Annotated in this window: 18 protein-coding genes; 7 read left to right on the forward strand and 11 right to left on the reverse strand. The window is 36.0% G+C overall.

All coding sequences use genetic code 11. From position 1 onward, the window contains the following. Nucleotides 1-7: 7 nt before the first annotated feature. Nucleotides 8-1,438, forward strand: a complete 1,431-nt coding sequence (locus tag EKL96_RS09095; protein ID WP_126461154.1) for a SusD/RagB family nutrient-binding outer membrane lipoprotein — start codon at nucleotides 8-10, stop codon at nucleotides 1,436-1,438. 25 nt (nucleotides 1,439-1,463) lie between these two features. Continuing rightward, the gene (locus EKL96_RS09100; RefSeq protein WP_126461157.1) at nucleotides 1,464-3,038 is read left to right on the forward strand and encodes a calcineurin-like phosphoesterase C-terminal domain-containing protein; all 1,575 of its coding nucleotides are present in this window, start codon (nucleotides 1,464-1,466) and stop codon (nucleotides 3,036-3,038) included. Nucleotides 3,039-3,299: 261 nt separating this feature from the next. Here EKL96_RS09100 and EKL96_RS09105 read toward each other — a convergent pair whose 3' ends face one another. Next, a complete protein-coding gene (locus EKL96_RS09105) occupies nucleotides 3,300-4,214 on the reverse strand; it encodes an AEC family transporter (protein WP_126453692.1) in 915 nt (304 codons plus the stop codon). A 166-nt stretch (nucleotides 4,215-4,380) separates the two neighbouring features. Here EKL96_RS09105 and meaB point away from each other — a divergent pair, with 166 nt between their 5' ends. Continuing rightward, nucleotides 4,381-5,469 (forward strand): methylmalonyl Co-A mutase-associated GTPase MeaB, encoded by a 1,089-nt coding sequence (gene meaB, locus EKL96_RS09110; RefSeq protein ID WP_126461160.1) that lies wholly within the window; start codon nucleotides 4,381-4,383, stop codon nucleotides 5,467-5,469. A 2-nt stretch (nucleotides 5,470-5,471) separates the two neighbouring features. Here the strand turns inward: meaB and EKL96_RS09115 are convergent, their stop codons facing one another. Both EKL96_RS09115 and EKL96_RS09120 read right to left on the reverse strand, forming a co-directional pair. Further along, nucleotides 5,472-5,699, reverse strand: a complete 228-nt coding sequence (locus EKL96_RS09115) for a hypothetical protein (RefSeq protein WP_126461163.1) — start codon at nucleotides 5,697-5,699, stop codon at nucleotides 5,472-5,474. A 27-nt stretch (nucleotides 5,700-5,726) separates the two neighbouring features. Next, entirely contained in the window at nucleotides 5,727-7,109 is a 1,383-nt protein-coding gene (locus tag EKL96_RS09120) for an MATE family efflux transporter (RefSeq protein WP_126461166.1), read from the reverse strand. A gap of 223 nt (nucleotides 7,110-7,332) precedes the next feature. Here EKL96_RS09120 and EKL96_RS09125 point away from each other — a divergent pair, with 223 nt between their 5' ends. Then, a complete protein-coding gene (locus tag EKL96_RS09125; RefSeq protein WP_126461169.1) occupies nucleotides 7,333-7,884 on the forward strand; it encodes a hypothetical protein in 552 nt (183 codons plus the stop codon). 40 nt (nucleotides 7,885-7,924) lie between these two features. On the opposite strand, the gene EKL96_RS14575 is transcribed toward EKL96_RS09125, so the two are convergent. Further along, the gene (locus EKL96_RS14575; RefSeq protein ID WP_255416375.1) at nucleotides 7,925-8,059 is read right to left on the reverse strand and encodes a hypothetical protein; all 135 of its coding nucleotides are present in this window, start codon (nucleotides 8,057-8,059) and stop codon (nucleotides 7,925-7,927) included. A 172-nt stretch (nucleotides 8,060-8,231) separates the two neighbouring features. Between EKL96_RS14575 and EKL96_RS09130 the strand changes: the two genes are divergently transcribed. Together EKL96_RS09130 and EKL96_RS09135 are read left to right on the forward strand one after the other, a co-directional pair. Further along, nucleotides 8,232-9,068, forward strand: coding sequence for a DUF6929 family protein (locus tag EKL96_RS09130; RefSeq protein WP_126461172.1), 837 nt, complete (start codon nucleotides 8,232-8,234; stop codon nucleotides 9,066-9,068). A 148-nt stretch (nucleotides 9,069-9,216) separates the two neighbouring features. Further along, nucleotides 9,217-9,933, forward strand: a complete 717-nt coding sequence (locus tag EKL96_RS09135) for a 3-ketoacyl-ACP reductase (protein ID WP_126461175.1) — start codon at nucleotides 9,217-9,219, stop codon at nucleotides 9,931-9,933. A gap of 156 nt (nucleotides 9,934-10,089) precedes the next feature. On the opposite strand, the gene mtaB is transcribed toward EKL96_RS09135, so the two are convergent. Further along, the gene (gene mtaB, locus EKL96_RS09140) at nucleotides 10,090-11,418 is read right to left on the reverse strand and encodes a tRNA (N(6)-L-threonylcarbamoyladenosine(37)-C(2))-methylthiotransferase MtaB (protein WP_126461178.1); all 1,329 of its coding nucleotides are present in this window, start codon (nucleotides 11,416-11,418) and stop codon (nucleotides 10,090-10,092) included. A gap of 130 nt (nucleotides 11,419-11,548) precedes the next feature. Between mtaB and EKL96_RS09145 the strand changes: the two genes are divergently transcribed. Continuing rightward, entirely contained in the window at nucleotides 11,549-11,734 is a 186-nt protein-coding gene (locus EKL96_RS09145) for a hypothetical protein (protein ID WP_126461181.1), read from the forward strand. 369 nt (nucleotides 11,735-12,103) lie between these two features. On the opposite strand, the gene EKL96_RS09150 is transcribed toward EKL96_RS09145, so the two are convergent. The 6 genes from EKL96_RS09150 to EKL96_RS09175 form a co-directional block, all read right to left on the reverse strand. Then, a complete protein-coding gene (locus tag EKL96_RS09150; protein WP_126461185.1) occupies nucleotides 12,104-12,901 on the reverse strand; it encodes a Cof-type HAD-IIB family hydrolase in 798 nt (265 codons plus the stop codon). Nucleotides 12,902-13,503: 602 nt separating this feature from the next. Further along, the gene (locus EKL96_RS09155) at nucleotides 13,504-13,722 is read right to left on the reverse strand and encodes a DUF2007 domain-containing protein (protein WP_113633582.1); all 219 of its coding nucleotides are present in this window, start codon (nucleotides 13,720-13,722) and stop codon (nucleotides 13,504-13,506) included. A 364-nt stretch (nucleotides 13,723-14,086) separates the two neighbouring features. Beyond that, nucleotides 14,087-14,686, reverse strand: coding sequence for an REP-associated tyrosine transposase (locus tag EKL96_RS09160; RefSeq protein WP_126461188.1), 600 nt, complete (start codon nucleotides 14,684-14,686; stop codon nucleotides 14,087-14,089). A gap of 130 nt (nucleotides 14,687-14,816) precedes the next feature. Then, nucleotides 14,817-15,416 carry an REP-associated tyrosine transposase gene (locus EKL96_RS09165; protein WP_126461188.1) on the reverse strand — a complete coding sequence of 200 codons (600 nt, stop codon included), beginning with the start codon at nucleotides 15,414-15,416 and terminating at the stop codon, nucleotides 14,817-14,819. A 208-nt stretch (nucleotides 15,417-15,624) separates the two neighbouring features. Beyond that, the gene (locus tag EKL96_RS09170; RefSeq protein ID WP_126461191.1) at nucleotides 15,625-16,299 is read right to left on the reverse strand and encodes a DEAD/DEAH box helicase; all 675 of its coding nucleotides are present in this window, start codon (nucleotides 16,297-16,299) and stop codon (nucleotides 15,625-15,627) included. Between the two features lie 96 nt (nucleotides 16,300-16,395). Beyond that, nucleotides 16,396-17,559, reverse strand: a complete 1,164-nt coding sequence (locus tag EKL96_RS09175; RefSeq protein ID WP_126461194.1) for a sigma-54-dependent transcriptional regulator — start codon at nucleotides 17,557-17,559, stop codon at nucleotides 16,396-16,398. Nucleotides 17,560-17,580 lie beyond the last annotated feature (21 nt).

A 17,580-nucleotide genomic window follows, 5' to 3' on the forward strand; every position in this document is an offset into this window, starting at 1 on the left:
TTTAAAGATGAAAAAAATACAAATTTTTACTACAACTTTAGTTCTAATACTGCTAAACTTTGCTTGCACGGGCGATTTTAGCGAGCTCAATGAAGACCCTAACCGGATTGCCCAGATAAGTCCGGGAACATTAATTAATCCTATTATTTATGGTCTGGCTACACACAACGCGACCCGAAGTGCGGGTGTCACGTTCGATTTGATGCAGGTATCGCTCCCCTTTCCCAGCGTTTCCGGAGGGCTTCACCGTTATGATTTAAGTCAGGAAATAGGCTATTCGTCCTGGGCTAATTATTACAAATGGCTCAATAATATCAAGGAAATGAAAACTGCGGCGATACGGGCAGAGGATCGCAATTATGAAGCCATTGCACTGACACTAAATGCTTGGGTGTATGCCAATCTTACGGATATTTTTGGACCGGTTCCCATGACCGAAGCTGTAAACGGTGAGGAAGGCAACCTTTATCCCGCATTTGATTCTCAGGAATTAATTTACACCACTATTTTAGCCGATTTAGAACGAGCAAATGCCCTTTATAATTCCGCTACACCTATGATTTATGCCAGTGACATCCTCTTTCAAAACAATGTCACAAAATGGAGAAAATTCACTAATTCCCTTCAAATGCGTTTGTTGTTGAGAATATCCAACCGTACCGAAACCAATGCTTTTCAAAAGTTGGCAACGATGATTCAAAATCCAACACAATACCCTGTTTTTGAAAACACATCCGAATCTGCCATCCTGAAAGTAACTGGGGTAACCCCTAATGTTTCTCCTTGGGGAAGACCGCAGGATTTTAGTTTAAACGTAAAAATAGCCTCTTTTTTTATAGACAATCTAAACACCATGGCCGATCCCCGAAGATCTTTTATTGCCGGTGTTGCAAGAGACTTGAACAATGTTTCCATAGGCTACAAAGGAATTCCCAGTGCCTATGCAGGAGCTGAATCTCAGTTTGCTTACAATGCTTCTACGTTTAATGCAACTCAGATAACAAATCCCATGAATATTTTCTTGATGACGTATGCCGAAGTAGCCTTTATAAAAGCCGAAATGGCACAAAGAGGATTCACTACGGATGCCGAAACGCATTATAAAAAAGGAGTTAAGGCCGCCATGGAGCAATTGGGAGCCACAATACCCAGTACTTATTTTGATAATTCATTAGCAGCTTATGATGGTACTTTAGAAAGAATCATGCTTCAAAAATATTATGCCCTTTATTTTATCGATTACCAACAGTGGTTTGAATACCGCAGAACTGGATTCCCAATTCTTCCAAAAACGACTGCCATGGAAAATAATGGAATTATGCCTTCCCGTTTTTATTATCCAACGAGCATTCAAATCAACAACCAGCAAAATTACCTCAAAGCAGTTGAAATGTTGGGTACAGATGATATTAACACTAAAGTTTGGTGGGACAAATAAAATCTTAATTTAAAATAAATAAACAATGAAAAAATCAACATTCTCCATTTGTGCCTTGCTGTTTTCAATAGGAATTATGGCACAAACCAACGTTCAAGGTTGTGTTTTTGAAGACCACAATCAGAACGGCAAAAAAGAACGAAATGAAAAAGGAATTGCTAATGTTTCCGTAACCAATGGTCTGGAAGTGGTCCTTACCGATGAAAAAGGTAAATACATCCTGCCTATTAGCGACGATGCAATTATAGCCGTAATTAAACCCACCAATTATAAAGTAGGCGTGGATGAAAATAATCTGCCTCAGTTTTTTTACAATCACAAACCCAATGGCTCTCCTCAATTAAAATTCAAAGGAGTAGACCCCACGGGAAAATTGCCTAAATCAATCGATTTTGGTTTGGTTCCCCAACAGGAAAATCAAGAGTTCACAGCTCTTATTTTTGGTGATCCGCAACCTTATACCCAGGCTGAAGTTGACTTTTTTGCCAAAGGGATTGTAGCCGAAGTAGAAGGAATTAAAAATGTTCCTTTCGGATTGAGCCTGGGAGATCTAGTAGGAAATGACCTTGCTCTTTTTAATCCTTACATTAAAGCGGTACAAAAAGCGGGGATTCCGTGGTACAATTTATTGGGAAATCACGATCTTAATTTTGATGCCACCACAGATGAAATGGCCGATGAAACCTACGAAGCCCATTTTGGCCCAGCAAATTATGTCTTCAATTATGGTAAAGTCCATTTTATCGTCATGGATAATGTGCTCTATCCTGATCCCCGAAATCAAAAAGGATATTGGGGCGGTTTTACACCAAAACAGTTGCAGTTTATAGCCAATGATTTGAAATTGGTTTCAAAAGAACATTTAATAGTGCTGGCTTTTCATATTCCAATAAGTGAGCCTACCGATGAAGATACTTTCAGAAATGCAGATCGGGATCAGTTATTCGAACTTTTAAAAGATTTCCCAAACACACTTTCTCTTTCTGCCCATACCCACATTCAACGCCAGGATTACTTTGGCAAAACCGATGGCTGGTTGCAGGAAAAACCACACCATCATTACAATGTAGGAACCACTTCCGGAGATTGGTATTCCGGAAAACTGAATTCCGAAGGCGTTCCGGTTTCGACCATGCGTGATGGAACACCAAAAGGATACGCCTTTATTAATTTTAAAGGAAATAAATACAGTCTGGATTATAAAGTGGCGGGCAAACCCAAAACCTATCAAATGGAAGTTTTTGCACCCAAAGTAGTGGAAAAAGGCCGTCCTACCCGATCCGGAATTTATGTGAATTTCTTTATGGGAAGTAAAAACGACAACCTCGAATACCGCGTAGACCAAGGCGAATGGAAAGCAATGGACTATGTAAAGGAAATAGATCCTTCGTATGCCACTGAGGTTTATGAATGGGATCTAACCGAAGAATTAATTCCTGGCAGACGCTCGTCTAATCCTATAGAAAGCAAACATCTTTGGAAAGGAAAAATTCCTACGAATCTGGAAATAGGCGTACATACGATCGAGATTAAAGCCACAGATCAATTTGGAAAAACCTACACTGAAACAACTTCCTACCGCTTGGAGAATCAAAAATAAGTTTGTTTGTTTTTTATTTTTTAAAAGGCTCGCTAAAGATTTTAATCCAGGCGAGCTTTTTTTATTCAAAATAAATAGGAGTACGCTGCTCCCATATAATAGTACGGCACATTCCTTTTTCTGGATTTCAAACTAAAATCAACTTTTTTTCTTTCAAAGCAGTGCGAAATCATAGTCCTATACCAACGTATCACCATCCTTTCCGATATTGGAATGAAGTAAGTGAGACTGGTTTTTCGTTTTTCTTTAGCAACCGAGAAATTACACCAATTGAACCAAAAAATACCAAAACAACAACGTGATAAAAGATAGTGGTATTCCAAAACCAATCATCATACTGCTCAATCGAGGTTTTAAACCGTGCGTAGAAGCTAAAATACAAGCTGTAATCATTGGGGCCATAGCCGACTCTAAAATAGCAACTTGAATAATTTTAGAATGCTGTTGCAAAATCAACACATACAACACATAAATAAGAGCCGGGGTCAAAATTAATTTATACAAAAGGCCCAATCCTAAAAACTTCCAGTGCTGGCTTTTCCGTTCAAAACGCAATTGCAAACCAACCGATAGCAAAGCCAAAGGAGTTACTGCACTTCCCATTTTTTGAAATAAAACTTGGATGTACTCATGGAAATCCACATTACAAACATTCATCAAACAGGCTACTAAAAAAGTTATAAAAGGTGGAAAAAACAGAATCTTCTTGGCAATTTGAACACCATTTGGACTTCCGGTAGAGTATACTGTTGCCACCAGAATCCCTAAGGTCGAAAGCACTACAAAAGAACCGGGCTGATCTACTAAAATAGCCGTTTTCAAACCTTCTTCACCGTATAATGCTTCAATTATTGGAAAACCTAAAAAAGATGTGTTCCCTAAACCAGCCGTGATAATTAAACACCCAGTGAGTTTCTTAGACCAGCCAAATTTGTTTCCTAAAAAACTAAAAAACAAATAGGAAACTACAAATCCAATCCAGGCTACCCCAATAGGGAATAACAATTCAGGACTCCAGTCTATTTTTGGAATATAATACAAGGCCAGAGCCGGAAGGCAAATATAAATAACAAGCTTATTTAACAGCTTGTAAACACTAATAACAGGGAATGCTTTTATATTTTGCAGCACAATACCGAGGAATAAAAAAACAAAAATCAAGATAAAATTATTCATAATGGTGCAAAGATATTGACAAATCCTTTATAAACTCAATTCAAAAAATAAAATTATTGATTTAGCTGTGCATCAAAAGCGTGATCACGATCAATCTGATATTTTATGCAAATCACCATTCATTCACCATCCTTTTTTATTAATTTTACTTTTAAAAAAAGCTGCTTTGTCAAATAAAAAACTACTTCATTCTGCCCTTAACGAAAAACCTGGGGTTTCTTCTCCTGAAGCTATCAGTGCTGCAGCGGTGGAACATATCCAGCAATTTAGAAAAATACAGCCTTCATCTAACGAACTCTTTAGCGGTATATTAGCGGGAAATATCACAGCTTTGAGTCGTGCCATTACGTTAGTAGAAAGTACAAACACCAACCATTTAGCGAAAGCCAATGAAGTCATAAATGCTTGTTTGCCTCACGCCAATAAATCCGTCAGAATAGGAATAACAGGGGTTCCCGGAGTAGGAAAAAGCACTTTTATTGAAGCCTTTGGTTTGCACTTGACCAGTTTAGGAAAGAAAGTAGCTGTTTTGGCAGTAGATCCGAGCAGTACCATTTCGCACGGAAGTATTTTAGGTGATAAAACCCGAATGGAGGAATTGGTTAAAGACAAAAATGCATACATCAGACCATCTGCTTCTGGGGAAACCCTAGGTGGAGTAGCCCGAAAAACCAGGGAAACCATCACGCTTTGTGAAGCCTGCGGTTTTGACACTATATTGATCGAAACGGTGGGTGTTGGTCAAAGTGAAACCGCAGTACACAGCATGGTAGATTTCTTTTTGTTGTTAAAAATTACCGGGGCTGGTGATGATTTACAAGGAATAAAACGCGGTATTATGGAAATGGCTGATGCTATCGTAATTAATAAAGCCGATGGAGACAATATCCGAAAAGCTCAATTAGCCAAACTGGAATTCAAGAGAGCTCTGCATCTTTTTCCGGCTAAAAAATCAGGCTGGATCCCTACCACTTCTACCTGTAGCTCCATAAGTCACGAAGGAATAGCGGAAGTTTGGGAAACCATTCATAAATTTCTGGAACTTACTAAAGTCAATAATTATTTCTTTGAAAAACGGAAAGAACAAAACCAATATTGGATGTTAGAAACCATCAACGAACAATTAAAAACTAATTTTTACAATAATCCGGAAATTCAAGTATCAATGAATGCAACTAAAAAAGCGGTGCAAAATGATGAAATTTCACCCTTTGCAGCCGCTCAAAAATTATTAGAAACCTATTTTAAAAAATAGATTTACTCCTCGTAAAGTTTGATTTCTCTATCGTAAAACTCATTGGCAAGAATAATTAATCCTTCCATTTCTGCATTTAGTTCGCCTTCATCCAGATCTTCGGCTTCTTCGATAAATTCGACTTCATCATCTTTCAGATTGATAATAAATCGGGGATAATCCAAATGAATGATAAAAATATCTTCAGGAAAATCGGTGTTGTCGCCCAGTAAAAATTTTGGTAATTCCATGAATTTAATAGTTAAGTATTTATTGTTTTATTTATTCTCGCTTTGCATTACCAACTTTCTTGTCAATCTCGCAAAGCGAATATACAAAAATAAAGCGGCTGCCGTCAATCCTGCCAAAAGCCCGATCCAAATTCCAACTGCTTTTAGATTGGTATAGTTTCCCAGATAGTAGGAAATTGGAAAACCAATAACCCAATAGGACACAAAGGTAATATACATGGGGATTTTCACATCTTGCAAGCCACGTAAAGCACCAAGAACAACAACTTGAATTCCATCTGAAATTTGAAAAACAGCGGCTACTAACAGTAATTTTGATGTGATAGTGATAATTTCAGAATTATCAATCATTTGAGCCGAATCAGACATATTCAAAAATAAATGTGGCAAGTATTGATGAAACGCCACAAAAATAATGGCAAAAAATGTTTCTAAAATTATAGCCAGTAAAAAGATAGAACGGGCTACAACAATCAATTCTTTGTAATCATTCATTCCCTTGGTATGACTCACGCGGATCATAGCGGCAACACTCAATCCCATAGCGACCATAAATGTTGATGATGACAGGATGAGGGCTATTTGATTGGCGGCCTGACTGTTTTTTCCAATCGAACCTGAAAGCCAAATAGCAGCGGTAAACAATGCTACTTCAAACAGCATTTGCATGGCTGAAGGCAACCCAAGATTGATGATTTTTTTCAACACTGATTTTCGTATTTCCTTGAAACTGAAATTTTTGAAATATCGTTTTAATGCTGCATTTCTTTTTATTAAATAATGCATAAAAACGACCATCATAATTCTTGAAATGACAGTTCCTAAAGCCGCCCCAAGAATACCTAATTTAGGAAAAATCCAAATGCCATAAATAAGAACATAGTTAAAAAAAATATGCACCACATTAGCCATAAGTATGGCATACATAGAATATTTAGTTTTTGCTAAACCATCCGCAAATTGTTTGTATCCCTGGTATATTATTACCGGAATCAAAGAAAAAGCAACCCAGTCAATGTACGGAGCAGCCATGTCAGCCACTTCTTTGGGTTGGTGCATCAAGTACATAATTTGTTTGGACAAAACGGTCAGAATAAATAAAGCGACTCCAAGAACTGTACATAAAAGCAATCCATGGTGAAAAATAGAACGGATTTTATCCTCCTCTTTTTCCGCATCAGCTTCTGCAACTAAAGGAGTAATTGCTGTTGAAAATCCTATTCCTATCGATAACGCAATAAAGATGAAACTGTTTCCCAGTGATACCGCCGCCAGCTCCGTAGACCCTAATTTTCCTACCATGAAATTGTCAACAATCCCTATTAAGGTATGTCCCAACATTCCTAAAATTATGGGATACGCTAATCTTGTATTATAAGAAAACTCTTTGAAGTATTGGGATAAATTCACTTTTTGCTTTTTTGATGGCAAATATAATTAGAAGCTTTCAATTGCATCACTACTATTTGATATATATCACTACTTTTTTAGTAAAACAGGCTGCAAGTTATAAATTCTATAACAAAACGAAATAATTGTATAACTTTTTCAGCATTGGTACTGTTACTTTTGATATGTTGTTTTGGGGGCAGTTTAACCTACAAAACAGAATATAAATTTAAAAAATACAATTATGAAAATCACAGAAAAAATGAAAATCGCATTTGCATGTACCATCGTAATGATGTTTGCAAATAATGTACAAGCTCAAGAAACAACCAAAGTAGAGCACTATGATCAAGGATTCCGTTTAGGAGTTGGTGTAAATGGTGGATATTCCGTAAATGATCCATACAAATTAACTTTAGGAGCCGATGCCAGATTACAATATGATTTATCAAAACGATATTCTGTAACCGTAACAACTGGTTTCAACAACTTATTTGTAAGTAAAGCTGATGGATCTGATCTAGGGTTTATTCCGGCAAAAGCAGGTTTTAAAGCTTTTATATGGGACGATCAATTTTATGTAATGGGAGAAGCCGGTGCTGCTTTTGCAGTGACTAACGGTTATAATGAAACCTCATTAATCGTAGCGCCAAGTATTGGTTACGCTACAAAATACATTGATATCTCTTTGCGATATGAGCACTATTCTGATTTTCCTAGAGTGAATAACAATGGAACTCTAGGAGAAGGTGTAGGACAAGTTGGCGTTCGTGTGGCTTATGGTTTCAAACTATAATGTTATTTTGCATTCGGTTAAAAACTGCAAACTTCCCGAATCAGGCTACACTTAACGATGTATCCATGCCTTGCAAACAAATCAAAACCCGAACCTGTTGTGCGCATGCATCACATCCTGCAACTCGCTCCATTTTGCCAATCACTTTAAAATCATTGGGATTTATAGATTTCATAACAAATAATTTATCTTTGCAACTCAAATGTAACAAACTATAAGGATTAATCCTGATGAATATCAGGAGCATATTCCAGCTATTCGTTGCAATCTTTTATTATTTTAAAGGAAAATAATAAAAGGATTTCCACTATTATCTGGGCTAGGCGGTTGTTTTCAAAACACATACAATGGAAAAATTCACACTCGAATTACTGTTTCAAATTATCGGCATTGGTTCCGCATCAGGACTTGTTTACAAAGACAATTCGCTACTGATTATTGGCGACAACAGCGGCTTTCTTTACGAATATCACATCGATTCCAAGGATTTAAAACGCTATCCGCTACTGGAAAATCCTACAGAGAACACGCCAAAAAAAGACAAAGCTGATTTTGAAGCCATAACCCATTTTGAAGACAGCGTGTATGTTTTTGGCTCCGGTTCCACCGAAAAAAGAAACAAAATGATTCAAATCAACTCCAGCCATAAAAGAGTAACTGCCACAAATGATATCACTAATTTATATGCAGCGCTGCAAAGTTTCGGGGAAATAAAAGCCGAAGATTTCAACATTGAAGGTGCCATCTACAATGGCAAAAGTTGGTTTTTAGTGAATCGTGGCAACGGAAGCGCCAATAAGAATGTCCTTTTTACCATCGAAGGAAAAAACCTCACTACTGATTTCGCTATTCTTTCAAACAACTACAAACTCCCAAAAATACAAGGAGTACGAAGTAGTTTTACCGATGCCGTTTTAGTCGACAACAGCATTTATTTTTTGGCCACAGCCGAAGATACCAAATCTACTTATGAGGATGGCGAAATTTTAGGAAGTCTTATTGGAAGCATCAACCTGACAACCATGAAAATCGATTTCACACAAAAAATTAGCAGCACCCATAAATTCGAGGGGTTGACTTTATACGCCAATTCAAAAGAAAAAATAGAATTCCTGCTCTGTGAAGACAAAGATACCGAGGTTTTAGAAACCGAAATTTACAAACTGACATTGGACAAAAAATAAAGTCCATTTGATTAAAAAATGTTCGTTGCTGTCAAAATAACAGAACGTTAAATTTAGATTAAATAGAAAATCAAAATAGATTTCAAATGTAAAACGGACTACTTTTACAGTAAACTTAGCCTTTTATTGGCCTAAAATAATTCTCCAAATGACAGATTTAAAAAATAAAAATGCCCTGATCACCGGCGCAGGAAAAGGAATTGGTAAAGCAATCGCTTTGGCCCTAGCCAAAGAAGGTGTTAATGTAATTTTGATTGCCAGAACACAGGATGAAATAGACAGCGTAGCGGCAAAAGTGCGTTCGTTGCGCGTAAAAGCACTTGCAATAACTGCTGATGTTGCTGATATCAACTCGGTAAACGCTGCCGTTGAGCAAGCATTGGCTGAATTTGGAACCATTGATATTCTAATCAACAATGCCGGAATAGCCGCTTTTGGAAAATTTTTAGAATTAGAACCTACGGATTGGGAACGCATCATTCAGGTAAACTTAATGGGAACCTATTATGTAACTCGCGCCGTTTTACCCAATATGATCGAAAGACAAACCGGGGACATCATCAACATTTCTTCCACAGCCGGATTAAGTGGCAATGCATTGACAAGCGCTTACAGTGCCTCAAAATTTGCCGTTTTAGGATTAACGGAATCGTTGATGCAGGAAGTGCGTAAACACAATATTCGTGTAACGGCCTTAACCCCAAGTACGGTTGCCACGGAAATGGCCAAAGATTTAAAACTGACCGACGGGAATCCGGAAAAAGTCATGCAAGCAGAAGATATGGCAGAGTTAATCATCGCACAACTCAAACTTAACCGACGCGTTTTCATTAAAAACAGCAGTATTTGGTCTACAAATCCTTAAAAGTAGTCGGAAGTCAAAAGTCTTAAAGTCGAATGACCAATATCTAGTAAAAAAAAGCATTAAGGGATTAAGAAAATTAAGCATAAAACTTAATGAACTTAATCCCTTAATGGTTTTTAATCTTTTGCTTATATGACTTATATGTTTAAAAACTAATTAAACCAAAGTTGTAACAAATTCCATTCGGACACTACCGTCTTCATCAATTTTTGTCAAATTGATTTTTTGTAATGTATTTACTAATTCCGGATTCCAAGGGGTTTTTACTTTCACATAGTTTTCCGTAAACCCGTGAATATAACCTTCTTTATTTTCACTTTCGAACAAAACGGTTCTATTAGTTCCCAACTGACTTTCATAAAAAGCACGGCGTTTTTTGACGGATAAACTGCGCATCATTTTACTGCGTTTAGCCCGAACATTAGCAGGAACAATACCTGCCATGGTTGCTGCCTCAGTATTATCACGTTCAGAATAGGTAAAAACGTGCAAATACGAAATATCCATATCATTCACGAAATGATAGGTTTCCAGGAAATGCTCGTCTGTTTCTCCAGGGAAACCCACAATCACATCCACGCCAATGCAAGCATGCGGCATCACTTCCCGAATTTTATTTACCCTTTCAGTATAAATTTCACGTTGGTACCGACGCTTCATTAATTTCAAAATATCATTGCTTCCAGACTGCAACGGAATATGAAAATGCGGCACAAAAGTTCTGCTTTTTGATACAAATTCAATCGTTTCATTTTTCAATAAATTCGGTTCAATAGAGGATATTCGCAATCTTTCTATTCCTTCTACTTTGTCTAATTCCCGAACCAATTCCAGGAAAGTATGTTCGTGTTTTTTATTACCAAATTCCCCCTTTCCGTAATCACCAATATTTACGCCGGTAAGCACAATTTCCTTGATGTTTTGTTTCGAAATTTCGGCTGCATTTTTCAATACATTTTCCAGTTCATCACTTCTGGAAATCCCTCTTGCTAATGGAATTGTGCAATAAGTACATTTGTAATCACAACCGTCCTGTACTTTCAAAAACGCACGGGTTCTATCCCCAATCGAGTAACTTCCCACATAAAAATCAGCTTCGGAAATCTCGCAGGAGTGTACTTCACCAAAATCATTTTTGGACAAATCATTGATATAATCGGTCAATTTAAACTTTTCGGTAGCACCAAGAACTAAATCCACACCATCAACAGCCGCTAATTCTTCCGGTTTCAATTGCGCATAGCAACCCACCGCCGCTACAAAGGCTTTATTGTTCAATTTCATCGCTTTTCGCACAACTTGCTTGAACTGCTTATCCGCGTTTTCCGTAACGGAACAGGTATTAATCACATACATATCAGCCACTTCCTCAAAACCTACCCGATCAAAACCCTCGTCTTGCAGGGTACGGGCAATTGTTGACGTTTCTGAAAAATTCAGTTTACAACCTAGTGTATAAAAAGCAACTTTTTTTCTGTTTTCCATAAGATAACTCAATTAATGAAATCGTTGTCAAAAAATTAAGAGTGCAAATTTACGAACAATATTCTGGAAAATGAAATCAATAATTTTCTATATACTAGCATCGTGAAGTAGACTACTTTAGACTCAAAAGATGAAAGAAATAATTTTAATTATATTCCTTTTTAATGCAATTCAAGCAAATGCTCAAAACATTGTTGAATGGCATGATAAGTACCAAATGCAGCTTTCCGATTTTCAATCTAGCGCTACTCAAATTGGGAATATAAAATCAATAGTATTCATAACGCTTCCAGTCCTGATTTTGCGTTTCAAATGAGCAATATTGAGTTCCTGTTTACCAAGGATTTTAATTCAAAAGTGCTACGGCATCCATTATTGCAATTAAAACTAATACAGCAAACCATTTAGTGAATTTTGCTCAGCATGAATTTAATTTATCTGTACTCTATGCATAAAATTGCTAAAAATAAATTTACAACCCAAAAGGATTTTTTTCTGACACCACCTTTTACAAGTGCTTTTTAACGCCGTTCAGAAACAATACAAGAAGGAATATGCAATTGCTTCAAAAACTACTGAACTGAGACAAAAAGAGAAAAGCTTTTAGAAATTCGAACAGGTCTCCTACAAAGATTACAACAATACCTTGATTTTTATATTAGTTGTAAAACTCTTAAAAAAAATCTTAGTTCAATATAAACCGTCTCACCACCTCAGCCACTCCATGATTATTATTTGATGCCACGATAAAATCTCCTCTGTGTCTTAATTCAGGATCCACATTATCCACCCAAATACCCAATCCAGCATATTCAATCATGGTTAAATCATTCCCTGCATTTCCAACAGCAATAATTTCACTTTGCAGAATATTTAATTTTTTGGCTAAAAATTCAATACTGGCTCCTTTATCAATTCCATTTTGTGCTACTTCCAGAAAAAACGGCTTAGACATGCTGACACTTAGATGCGGCATAGCGATTTTTAGGTCTTTTTCTACTTCTTTAAGATAACTTGGCTCTTGCAATAAAATACATTTTACAGCTGAAGACTGCACTTCCTCTTTAAAACTCACCACTTTATTATGGGCTAAACCGGTAATTTTCTTTTCAATTTCTATGTATTCAGAATCCGTTTCACTTACAATTTTACCATTAATATAGGTAATAATATGTGTCTTACTTTTTATACTATAATCGTACAATTCATGGATTTGTTTTTGTGTCAACATTTGCTCAAAAATAATTTTATCTTCCTTTAAATCGGTAATTACTGCCCCGTTGTAGGATATCATGTAGGAATTATCCAATTGTAGCTCTTTGGCGTAGGCAATCATTGCAGGTGTAGGTCGTCCAGAAGCCAGAATAACATAAACCCCTAATTCCTGCGCCTTAGCCAACATCCCTTTATTCTCGTCTGAAATGGTATGATCATCGTTCAACAATGTGTCGTCCATGTCCAAAACCAACATTTTATATTTCATTTTTATTTTTTAAACGTAGTAGTTTCAATTACTGCGGATTCACAAATTACTTTTTCAATTTGATTGAATTCTGACGATTGTCAAAAATTTGAAGAATACGAATTTTCATTTCAGAATGAATTTTATAAATAATTTTATACGTTAGAATAATCATTCTTCTGTATGGTTCTCCCAAGAATTCATCAAGTTGATATTGTTCCACAAAATGAATATTTTTACTTTGAATTACAATATCTCTGATACCATTTCTCGCTCCTTGAAGAGATTTTAATTTAATCAATTCAACTATTAATTTTAAATCGGCTTTCGCTTCATTATACTAAAGTATGGTAATTGGCTTTTGCATATTACCATTTCTCCATTTCTTTCTCTAAATCCTCAATAGTTGTATGTTTTTCTGATAAAATTCATCTATCAGCTTCTTTATAAACTGTATAACAGCTATAGTATGAGCAACAAATTTCTGGTCTAAAACAGATTTAAACACTATTATTTTCTCAGTTTACGTTCATGATCGATGTGAAGTAATCAATCCATCAATTCTATTTTTTTTCGCAGTTATATCCGTCTTATAGCCGTATTTGAATAGCAAATATACTAATTTAAATACTCATTCTGAATTCTTCAATAACGGGGTTTACTTTTGCAAACTCGGTTTCCTGAACAAACAATTCAACCGCTAAATCTGAATTTCCAAATCCTCCCAATCGAGCCGATTGTATATTGTTTTTCACTACTACATTTACACCAATCGCTTCGATTTTTTCTTGTAACGCCATTGCTAAAATTTCACTTCCCGAAAACACTTTCATTAATCCCATTTTACTCTTTATTTAATTGTTTAGCTCCGCAAAGTTTCCAACTTTGAGGATGCGTTAAATGTCTCCTGACCTTATTATTTATAATTTAATAGTTTCCCTATTTTATTTTGATTAGCTCCGCAAAATTCCCAACTTTGAGGATGCGTTAAAGATCTCCTGACCTTATTATTTTTAATGTAATATCTGTTCTTAGCTCCGCAAAATTTCCAACTTTGAGGATGCGTAAAAGGTCTCCTGACCTTGTTATTTTCAATGTAATATCTGTTCTTAGCTCCGCAAACTTTCCAACTTTGAGGATGCGTTAAAGGTCTCCTGACCTTAATATTTATAATCTAATAGTTTTCCCTATTTTATTTTGACCTCGTTACCAAATAAAATTATTCGTTATTGAAGACGGTTTTAAAACATCTATTACTGGATTGTCAACTTTTGTAATTGCTATGATTCCTTCATCATTTACATAATTCGATGCACTTGAATAGTAATAATGTGACGCTTTAATAACTATTCCCGCTCGTATTGGGTTCATGTGGATATAATCTAATTTAGACCACATAAATTTTTCAGAAAAGATTTCTTCGGGATGGCTGCCATATTGCCAAAACTGATATTTTTCATTACGCGTATGACTTTTACAAGCAAATTCAAATCGCTTTAACATCCAGTCTGCGCGACTTTCCGGTCCGTTTTCTATTTTATTCAAAATAGTCTTTGCGGTAAACTTTTTGAAATCTCTAATCAAATCAGATAATTTACTTTCTTCGGATTGAATAATCAAATGAATATGATTGGACATAATTACAAATCCATACAAAATCATCCCTTTGTTTTTTATGCAAAAATCCAAGCTTTCAATAATGCAATCTTTGTAATTTTTTCTAGAAAACACATCTACCCAATCTACAACTGTTGCCGTAATAAAATGAGGTTTTGATTGGTCTCGGATAATGTAGCCTTCTTTCATATCGTTATTATTTCAGTCTGAGACTTGACTACACCAGCTCCGCAAAGTTTCCAACTTTGAGGATGCGTTAAAGATCTCCTGACCTTGTTATTTATAATCTAATAGTTTTCCCTATTTTATTTTGACCTCGTTACCAAATAAAATTATTCGTTATTGAAGACGGTTTTAAAACATCTATTACTGGATTGTCAACTTTTGTAATTGCTATGATTCCTTCATCATTTACATAATTCGATGCACTTGAATAGTAATAATGTGACGCTTTAATAACTATTCCCGCTCGTATTGGGTTCATGTGGATATAATCTAATTTAGACCACATAAATTTTTCAGAAAAGATTTCTTCGGGATGGCTGCCATATTGCCAAAACTGATATTTTTCATTACGCGTATGACTTTTACAAGCAAATTCAAATCGTTTTAACATCCAGTCTGCGCGACTTTCTGGTCCGTTTTCTATTTTATTCAAAATAGTCTTTGCCGTAAACTTTTTGAAATCTCTAATCAAATCAGATAATTTACTTTCTTCGGATTGAATAATCAAATGAATATGATTGGACATAATTACAAATCCATACAAAATCATCCCTTTGTTTTTTATGCAAAAATCCAAGCTTTCAATAATGCAATCTTTGTAATTTTTTCTAGAAAACACATCTACCCAATCTACAACTGTTGCCGTAATAAAATGAGGTTTTGATTGGTCTCGGATAATGTAGCCTTCTTTCATATCGTTATTATTTCAGTCTGAGACTTGACTACACCTCCTCAAAGTTAAAAACTTTGAGGAGCAAGTAATCTAGCCTTCTTTCATATCATTATTACTTCAGTCTGAGACTGAACCACACCTCCTCAAAGTTAAAACTTTGCGGAGCATAGACTGAACTACACCTCCTCAAAGTTAAAAACTTTGCGGAGCATAAGGAGTATAAATTATTCTAGCTATGGAAGTCATCTCCAACTTCAGGTTCTAAATCTTCCTCCTCTTCCTCTTCCTCTCCTCCATCAAAATCGAATTCAAAAGGCTCCACCAGCATTTTTTCAGCAAGAACCTCTATTCGCTCGGTGAATTGTTCCGACAAAATAATACGTTGAGTTTTGACAATGCTATTCGAAATACGCATGATTTTTGTCTCATGACGCAATTTCAAAATTGGATCTGCATCATCAAGAACAAGCATTTTTAATCGGTTTACATTATAACCAGCCGTAGTAAACATTTCACTTAGTTTATTTGGAGTCCCTATCAACACATCAATTCCGCTGGAAATATAATTCTTATCGTATTCCATATCTCCTTTGTCATGAACACCATAGACTTCTAAATTAGAATACTTCCCATATTTTTCAAATAGGGATTCCATTTCCAATACTTTCGCTTTGTCTTCAACAATTATCAAAGCCCTTGGCGATTCTTCGGTTGCTCCTGTCAATCTCTGAATTACATTTAGCACGATTGTAGTTGATTTCCCGCTTCCTTTTGGTGCAATAATAATACAATCCGAACCACTTTTTAGTGTCGAAAATGTTTCTTTTTGAATTGCATTGGCCTCAGTCAAACCGTTTTCAATCAGGGCTTGTTGTAACGCTTGGTTTATTTTTTTTAGTTTCATTTATTTTAGATTGAAAGATTAAAAATTAAAAAATTAAAAGATTAAAGCTATTGCCAAATCTTTAAATCATTAAATTTTTAAATCATTAAATTAATTTTATTTAGATGCGAATAACTTCACATCATTCTCAGAAATTTCGTTTCCGCCAAGGATAATCAAACGCTCCACTACATTTCGTAATTCCCGAATATTTCCTGTCCAATCATAATCCTGCAATAAATGAATCGCTGCTGAAGAGAATTTTTTTACCGCATTTCCTTGCTCCAAAGCAATTTTTTCGGCAAAATGAGCAATCAACATCGGGATATCATCCCGTCTTTCGTTCAATCCCGGAACTTTTATCAAAATCACGGCCAAACGATGGTATAAATCTTCCCGGAAACGTCCTTCGGCAATTTCGACTTTCAAATCTTTATTGGTTGCCGCAACTACACGAACATCGACTTTGATATCTTTGTCCGCTCCCACTCTGGTAATCATACTTTCCTGTAAAGCACGCAATACTTTAGCTTGCGCCGAAAGACTCATATCTCCAATTTCATCCAAGAAAATAGTGCCTTTATCTGCCGCTTCAAATTTTCCTGCGCGGTCTTTCACTGCGGAGGTAAACGCTCCTTTTACGTGACCAAATAATTCGCTTTCAATCAATTCCGATGGTATAGCCGCACAATTCACTTCGATTAAAGGGAAGTTAGCTCTCTCACTTTTTTCATGTAATTGATGTGCAACCAGTTCTTTTCCGGTTCCGTTGGGTCCCGTAATTAAAACTCTGGCTTCGGTTTGGGCTACTTTCTCAATCATCACTTTAATGTGATTGATGGCGTCGCTTTCGCCAATCATTTCGTAGTTTTTGCTGACTTTTTTCTTCAGAAATTTGTTCTCTACTACAAGTTGTTTTTTGTCCAAAGCATTTCGAACTGTATTCAACAATCGGTTTAAATCGGGCGGTTTTGAGATGTAATCAAAGGCTCCCAAACGCATTGTATTGATAGCCGTTTCCATATCGCCATGACCAGAAATCATCACCATAGGAATTTCGGGCTTGATTTTTTTGACAGCTTCCAGTACCTCAACACCATCCATTTTAGGCATTTTGATGTCGCACAAAACCAAATCGTAATCGTTATTTTTTATTTTTTCAAGACCTGCAAGACCATCTTCGGCTTCTTCCACCTGATAAGTATCATTTTCTTCCGAAAGTATTTTTGTAAGTACTCTTCGAATGGCGGCCTCATCTTCTATGATTAGTATTTTTGACATCTCTTTTCTTTATTGGGTTAA

This window comes from Flavobacterium sp. LS1R10 (assembly GCF_003968825.1).
Lineage (GTDB): Bacteria > Bacteroidota > Bacteroidia > Flavobacteriales > Flavobacteriaceae > Flavobacterium.

What these genes read in the sequence shown, in the direction of transcription:
- EKL96_RS09095 (WP_126461154.1), top strand. Translation starts at nt 8, where the DNA reads ATGAAAAAAATACAAATTTTTACTACAACTTTAGTTCTAATACTGCTA.
- EKL96_RS09100 (WP_126461157.1), top strand. Translation starts at nt 1,464, where the DNA reads ATGAAAAAATCAACATTCTCCATTTGTGCCTTGCTGTTTTCAATAGGA.
- EKL96_RS09105 (WP_126453692.1), bottom strand. Translation starts at nt 4,214, where the DNA reads ATGAATAATTTTATCTTGATTTTTGTTTTTTTATTCCTCGGTATTGTG.
- EKL96_RS09115 (WP_126461163.1), bottom strand. Translation starts at nt 5,699, where the DNA reads ATGGAATTACCAAAATTTTTACTGGGCGACAACACCGATTTTCCTGAA.
- EKL96_RS09125 (WP_126461169.1), top strand. Translation starts at nt 7,333, where the DNA reads ATGAAAATCACAGAAAAAATGAAAATCGCATTTGCATGTACCATCGTA.
- EKL96_RS14575 (WP_255416375.1), bottom strand. Translation starts at nt 8,059, where the DNA reads ATGAAATCTATAAATCCCAATGATTTTAAAGTGATTGGCAAAATGGAG.
- EKL96_RS09130 (WP_126461172.1), top strand. Translation starts at nt 8,232, where the DNA reads ATGGAAAAATTCACACTCGAATTACTGTTTCAAATTATCGGCATTGGT.
- EKL96_RS09135 (WP_126461175.1), top strand. Translation starts at nt 9,217, where the DNA reads ATGACAGATTTAAAAAATAAAAATGCCCTGATCACCGGCGCAGGAAAA.
- mtaB (WP_126461178.1), bottom strand. Translation starts at nt 11,418, where the DNA reads ATGGAAAACAGAAAAAAAGTTGCTTTTTATACACTAGGTTGTAAACTG.
- EKL96_RS09145 (WP_126461181.1), top strand. Translation starts at nt 11,549, where the DNA reads ATGAAAGAAATAATTTTAATTATATTCCTTTTTAATGCAATTCAAGCA.
- EKL96_RS09150 (WP_126461185.1), bottom strand. Translation starts at nt 12,901, where the DNA reads ATGAAATATAAAATGTTGGTTTTGGACATGGACGACACATTGTTGAAC.
- EKL96_RS09155 (WP_113633582.1), bottom strand. Translation starts at nt 13,722, where the DNA reads ATGGGATTAATGAAAGTGTTTTCGGGAAGTGAAATTTTAGCAATGGCG.
- EKL96_RS09160 (WP_126461188.1), bottom strand. Translation starts at nt 14,686, where the DNA reads ATGAAAGAAGGCTACATTATCCGAGACCAATCAAAACCTCATTTTATT.
- EKL96_RS09165 (WP_126461188.1), bottom strand. Translation starts at nt 15,416, where the DNA reads ATGAAAGAAGGCTACATTATCCGAGACCAATCAAAACCTCATTTTATT.
- EKL96_RS09170 (WP_126461191.1), bottom strand. Translation starts at nt 16,299, where the DNA reads ATGAAACTAAAAAAAATAAACCAAGCGTTACAACAAGCCCTGATTGAA.
- EKL96_RS09175 (WP_126461194.1), bottom strand. Translation starts at nt 17,559, where the DNA reads ATGTCAAAAATACTAATCATAGAAGATGAGGCCGCCATTCGAAGAGTA.